We start from the raw sequence: 275 nt of genomic DNA on the forward strand, positions 1-275 counted from the left end.
GTTCTGGACCGGCATTCCCGTCATGGCGCTGTGGGGCGTGGCAGGCGCGGCGATCCAGGCCCTGACGACGCAGCTCGTTGCACCGGATCAGCAGGGCCAGTTGCAGGGCGCGACCAACAGCGTCAACAGCATCGCCCAGATGGCGGGACCGTTCCTGTTCACGCTGACCTTTGCCTATTTCATCAGCGACCAGGCGCCGGTGAAATTGCCGGGTGCGCCGTTCCTGCTGGCGGCGGCACTGTTGGGGCTCGCGCTGTTGATTGCGTGGCGTACGC

1 pseudogene is annotated in these 275 nt (G+C 66.2%); it reads left to right on the forward strand.

Annotation, left to right across the window (positions count from 1 at the left end):
- A pseudogene (locus QSV46_RS39665) lies at positions 1-275 on the forward strand (tetracycline resistance MFS efflux pump); the annotation flags it as partial.

The organism is Bradyrhizobium cosmicum (assembly GCF_032290525.1).
Taxonomy (GTDB): Bacteria; Pseudomonadota; Alphaproteobacteria; order Rhizobiales; family Xanthobacteraceae; genus Bradyrhizobium; species Bradyrhizobium cosmicum_A.